Below are 4,582 nucleotides of genomic sequence, written 5' to 3'. Positions count from 1 at the left end.
TTATGTGGATCTCAAGATTGAAATATACTACCTACCAGGCTTTTTCCGGCGTGGACATGTCCATATCGAGCGAGCGTGATGCCGTAGCCGTCCCCATATAGGACACGCTCAGCGAATCCATCGTCTATCTTGAGAAGGAGCCCCTCATGGCTGGAGACACGGTCATCACTGTCATCGGAAATCTGACAGCCGCACCAGAGTTGAGATTCACGCCTGCTGGCGCGGCGGTTGCGAACTTCACCGTCGCTTCCACTCCTCGTGTGTTCGACCGGAACACCAACGAGTGGAAGGACGCCGAGGCGCTCTTCATGCGTTGTAATATTTGGCGGGAGGCAGCGGAGAATGCTGCAGAGAGCCTGGCCAGGGGCTCGCGCGTGATCGTCAGCGGGAGACTCAAGCAACGCTCGTATGAAACCCGCGAAGGTGAGAAGCGTCAGGTGGTCGAGCTCGAGGTCGACGAGCTCGGTCCCTCACTGCGTTATGCGACTGCGACGGTAAACCGGGTCAACCGCAACGACCGCAGCAACGGCTTCGGCAGCAGTGGTGGTGCTGATCCGCGAGGCGCTGCGCCCGACCAAGAAGCCGTATTCGCCAGTGCAACTACAGGTTTCGGTGATGGCGGCGTCCGCGAGGAACCAGCCGTCTGACCCGCACCAATCTGCTCTGGCCGAAGCGATCGTGCCGCAGTCCTGGTCAATTCGGCGCAGCGTTGCGCAGTGCCCGGATCTCGCCGTATGCGGTTTCAAGTTGGGCTGTCAGCTGCGTGATTTGCGTGCGCAACTGTTTGCTGCGTTCGTTGGCTGCCTCTAGCCGGGTCTGCAATGACTCCACCGTCGCTGAGGTAGGCACCATCCTGTCCGTCGACGGATTCCGTTGTTGCAGAGCAGATATCGCGTCGACGAGATCCGGTTGTGTGTAGATCCAGGACCGTGAAACGCCTGCGGTCTTGGCTATCCCGGCCACGGTGATGCGACCTGTGCCGCGGGTCGCCGTAGTGATCGCGGCTTCGGCTCGTTTGCGTGCGTCCGTGCTGCGCGCTCGGGTGGCTTCGAGTAGGAATCGGGTGTTGTCAGCCAGCGGCATCGAGTTCTTCGACCTTTCCCCCGGCCACGATCTGGCCGTCACGCGTGGATTCGAGTGCTCCGATAATGGTGTCGAGCTTGATCAGGGTGCGAGCGTTCTTCTCGACGACTCTCCGGTGCCCCGCGGCTTCTGCATCGTCGATCATGCGTGCGGTGTCGTCGCGTTGGCGACGGTGTTGGCCGAGGAATTCGGTGGTCGTGATGAAGAATCGGCAGTCCAGACACGGGTTGGCGTATTCGCAGTCGGTTTGGACCGGGGCGCCGCAGTATCCGTTCGGCAGTGTCACTTTCGCGCGGACCATGCTCAGCTTGGCCCAGGCCGCGTCGGCGAGCGGGTGATCGGCAGTGATCGTGGCGGGTTCACCTTCGGCATTGACCTTCACCGCCTTGAGCCAATGCTCACGCAGTGTTTCGTTGTGCAACCGAGCGTAGACCGCGGTCATGTCCGGCGACATGTGATCCAGCAGCGCCTGCACCACCGGTTGCGGGACATCGGCATTGATCAGCCTGGTGCCGACCGTGTGCCGGAATTGGTGGAAAGTGACCCGGATCCGCCGGCCGTGCTCATCGACGATGTCCAACACCTCGAGCCACCGCTCCAACTGCTCACGCAGCCGGGTGCCGCTGGCGTATCGGCTGCCGTCGACGTTGCTGTGGATCGCCGGAAACAACCACGGCGACCCCGCGGAGAATCGGTCGAGCACCGCTCGCTGCTGGGCGACGATCTTCGCAGCCAGCTCTTCTGCGAGCGGGAAGAACGCCGGGCGATCGGCCATCTTGCGGTTGAGCCACGCGAGGTAGGGATTGTTGTCCGCGTCGCGGACGATGCAGTCGAACGGCAACGTGCGCGCGTCCTTGAGCCGCAGCCCGCAGGCGATGAGGAGTTCCACCATCAGCTTCCCGTCCGGCGACGGGAACTGAGCCAAGGCTCGCGGAGTTTCCAACTGTGCCATGACCTGCTCGGGGATGAACCGCGGCTTGGGGTGCGACCGCCGGGGCATGTCGTCGTAGATGAAGGCATTGCGAGCCAGATCGGGTTGCCACTCGTGCCGATGCACGTCTTTGAGGAATCCGCCGATCGACGTGATCGCCGCGCCACGGGTCGTCGGTTCCGGAACCTTGGCCTGCAGTTCGGCCAGCCACCCCTCCAAGCGGATGCGTGTCAGGTCCTTGGGCTGGGCGTCTGAGCCGACCGTGCGGTGCAGGTACTGGGCCAACCGGACGCAGGCTCGGATGTTGATGGCGACCGTCGACGGGTTCAGCTCGCGGCTCAGGCGCCATCGGCACCAACGCTTGACCAGTTCTTTCAGCCACGGTTGCGCGATGCCGCCGAACCGCAGGAACCGAACGTCGCTGGTGTTCAGGCCGACATGTTTGAGATCCCATGTGTCGCGCGGGTATTGGTCAGCCCAGGGGTCGGCGTCGATGAGCAACGCCTGTAACTCGAAGCGGGTGTCCTTGATGAAAGCCAGCGACAGGGTGTCGTAGTTCGCCTCCCGAGGACGGGAGAATACCCTCCATTCGTCATCGTCCCAGTCCAGCAGACTGTGCACGCCCGCTGACCGAACCCATCCGATGGCTCTGGTCACGACCCGAGGTGCGGTGTGCTGATGGCCCAGCTCGTGGCGGCGTTGCAACCCATAGCCGATCTCCAACCGCACCTGCCCGCTCAGTCGGTGCAGCTTCACACGCGGGTTGCGCATCCGCTCGAGGTGAACGAGCCACTCCGCCATCGGCATTCGACCCCCACGGTGCCAGCTGTCCCAGTGCGGCCGACACATCGATCTGTTCGGACCGTCACACCAACGGGCGCAACCTGGGAACTGGCAATCGGTCTCGAACGAGCCGCGAGGCGGGTGATAGAGGGTCCGCGCCAACCATTCATCCAAATCCGGGCGGCCGTAGTGGGACCACTGGTTTGCATGCCGATGGCACAACCCCTTCGATTTCGCGGCCCGGTTGCATTCACGGACCACACAGCAGGCAATGATTCGTCGCTGCTCAGTCGCCAACTCCTCGATGGGAGTCCACTGCTCCAGATCGGGCCGTCCAGCCGCCGTCCATCGCAGGTAATGGCCCTGACACAAACGCCGCGAAGCGTAGCTCAGCGCGATGCCGCAGGATCGAATCCGACACATGTCCTGCACGAACACCCGATTATCGGTGGGCGGGAAGAACATCTCCCCGCGGAACATCGGGTCGACGGTCTGCATCAGCCGCTCCAGCAACCCCGAGGTGGTCGGCAACTCGTGCGGTGTGGTCAATGTTGTTCGGTACCTTCCCGAAGAATCCCCGCGGCGACGAGGGCATGGCGGTGGTCCTCGACCGTCAGATGCGAGTACGTCATCTCCGTCGTCTGCGAACTCGAGTGACCCAGCAATTCGGCGACGATCTCGATGCGGACCCCAGCACGGAGCAGCCGGGTCGCATAGGTGTGGCGGGCGATGTGGGGCGCGAAGAAGTCGATGCCCGAGCGATCCCGGAGCCGCTCGATCAGCTTGTGGACATTCGTCTCCGTCATCGGCGCGCCCACCGGCGCCCGGAACAAGTTCACGAACACGAAATCACTGCCCAGGCAGCCATATTCGACCTCCATGTACTCGGCGTAGAGGTCGAATACCTCGGCGGCGGCCGGAACCACGCGAGGTTTGAGCCGCTTGACTCGCGCGTCGTTCAGGTTGTCCTCCCGGGGCACCACACGAACCTCACCCGCTCGCAGCCGCAGGTCCGAGTGACGCAGCCCCAACGCTTCTCCCAACCGAAGCCCGGTCTCGAACCACAGCAGCAGCAAGAAGCGATCCCGTAACCGCACGCACGCATCCATCAGGGCTCTCTGCTGGGCGACAGTCACCGTCTTCGCGGGCTTGCGATGAACATGCAGCCGGATCGGGCTGTAGGAATCAGCATTCGGCGCGCCCCGCCGGGTGTGCGCCAGCAACGGCACGTACCCACCCGTCGGGCGCGGCCCGACCAGCTCTCCCAACAACGCAGGCACCGAATCGTCCCGGCGGGCATGGAAGCGGTAGAACGACGCCACCGCGGAACGCTTACGGACCAACGTCGTTCGCTCCACGGCCGCCGCGGTGCCAGGCAAGACGAACACCCCGGGCTGCCGAGTCGGCTTCGGACGCTGCAACCACGAGAAGAACTCCGACAACTGCTCCAGATTCAGTTCCCGGAAGTCCCAACCCCGCTGCCCCAACCACACGAATAGATCCCGCAGGTCGTAGGCGTAGCCCTGCACGGTGTTCGGTGCCTTACCGACCGCCACCAGATGCGACAGAAACTCCTCGATCGGCCACACCGGCACACCGGCCGCGTCGACCACCGTGAACGAACGCCGCCCCGAATCCGGTGCCCGCAAACGCTGCACCCGTAGCGGCACCGGCCACCTCCTCCACAACGACACAACAAGACGAGGTGTCTATGTAGCAGGAACTACCGACCAAATACAAACCGTACGGACGTTATGGACAGCGGCGAAAGAGGTCTACTTAACG

4 protein-coding genes are annotated in these 4,582 nt (G+C 63.3%); 1 reads left to right on the top strand and 3 read right to left on the bottom strand.

The window, feature by feature from the left end:
• The first annotated feature begins 146 nt into the window (after nt 1-146).
• Nucleotides 147-647: a single-stranded DNA-binding protein gene (locus ACWEVR_RS33915; RefSeq protein ID WP_452470197.1), complete on the top strand. Its 501-nt coding sequence runs from the start codon at nt 147-149 to the stop codon at nt 645-647.
• 46 nt (nt 648-693) lie between these two features.
• Here ACWEVR_RS33915 and ACWEVR_RS33910 read toward each other — a convergent pair whose 3' ends face one another.
• The 3 genes from ACWEVR_RS33910 to ACWEVR_RS33900 are packed head-to-tail and all read right to left on the bottom strand — an operon-like array spanning nt 694 to nt 4,467.
• Nucleotides 694-1,083 (bottom strand): DUF6262 family protein, encoded by a 390-nt coding sequence (locus ACWEVR_RS33910; protein WP_452470196.1) that lies wholly within the window; start codon nt 1,081-1,083, stop codon nt 694-696.
• Nucleotides 1,070-3,295: a tyrosine-type recombinase/integrase gene (locus ACWEVR_RS33905; RefSeq protein WP_452470195.1), complete on the bottom strand. Its 2,226-nt coding sequence runs from the start codon at nt 3,293-3,295 to the stop codon at nt 1,070-1,072. The genes ACWEVR_RS33910 and ACWEVR_RS33905 overlap by 14 nt, the downstream gene beginning before the upstream one ends.
• Nucleotides 3,296-3,342: 47 nt before the next feature.
• Nucleotides 3,343-4,467: a tyrosine-type recombinase/integrase gene (locus tag ACWEVR_RS33900; protein WP_452470194.1), complete on the bottom strand. Its 1,125-nt coding sequence runs from the start codon at nt 4,465-4,467 to the stop codon at nt 3,343-3,345.
• Nucleotides 4,468-4,582: the final 115 nt, after the last annotated feature.

The sequence above is a fragment of the Nocardia sp. NPDC003979 genome (assembly GCF_053605015.1).
This window is presented reverse-complemented; position numbering and strand designations above follow the sequence as displayed.

Bases quoted from the DNA above. Each gene is read 5' to 3' on its own strand.
- ACWEVR_RS33915 (WP_452470197.1), top strand. From the start codon at position 147: ATGGCTGGAGACACGGTCATCACTGTCATCGGAAATCTGACAGCCGCA.
- ACWEVR_RS33905 (WP_452470195.1), bottom strand. From the start codon at position 3,295: ATGCAGACCGTCGACCCGATGTTCCGCGGGGAGATGTTCTTCCCGCCC.
- ACWEVR_RS33910 (WP_452470196.1), bottom strand. From the start codon at position 1,083: ATGCCGCTGGCTGACAACACCCGATTCCTACTCGAAGCCACCCGAGCG.